The following is a 538-nucleotide window of genomic DNA, read 5'->3' as shown; positions in this document are numbered from 1 at the left end:
AATCAGGAATTCGCCGCTGAAGCTGTGGTCGCCAGTGAACAGCAGGGTGCCGGCGCCGCGTTTGTAAGCCGAACCGGTGCCGCTCAGGTTGCCGCTGAAGGTGCCGTTGACGTCCTGTTGGAAGATCAGGTCAGCGTTGTCGACGATGTCGCCTTGCAGGCTGGTGGTGTTGCCTATCAGCGTACCGCCGCTGACGAGGGTGCCACCGCTGTAGGTGTTGGCGCCCGACAGCACCAGGGTGCCGCCGTCGAGTTTCTCGATGCCGCCGCTGCCGACCAGTTGCGCGGCGATCAGCGCCGAGGCGTTGCCGGCCACGCGCAGGCTGGCCAGGCTGCCGTCGGCGGCGTTGACCGCTTCCAGCGTGCCAGCGGTGCCGACCAGTTGGTAGCCGTCGCTGAGGAACTGGATGCCGGAGAAGGCACGCTGGCCATCGATGGTGACGGTGCCACCCTTGCCGCCGAAGACCGCGAATTGGCCGCCGGTCCAGTCGTTGGCGTTTTTGCCGGTGGAGTTGGTCCAGTTGGTGTCCGCGCCCCAA

At 66.4% G+C, this 538-nt stretch carries 1 protein-coding gene; it reads right to left on the bottom strand.

Annotated features, from left to right (window positions below; all coding sequences use genetic code 11):
- Positions 1-538: autotransporter-associated beta strand repeat-containing protein (locus tag NTD82_RS09585; RefSeq protein ID WP_262128596.1), on the bottom strand; the 538-nt coding region annotated here is incomplete at both ends.

The sequence above is a fragment of the Pseudomonas sp. 5P_5.1_Bac1 genome (assembly GCF_025466015.1).
In the GTDB taxonomy this organism is placed as follows: domain Bacteria; phylum Pseudomonadota; class Gammaproteobacteria; order Pseudomonadales; family Pseudomonadaceae; genus Aquipseudomonas.
This window is presented reverse-complemented; position numbering and strand designations above follow the sequence as displayed.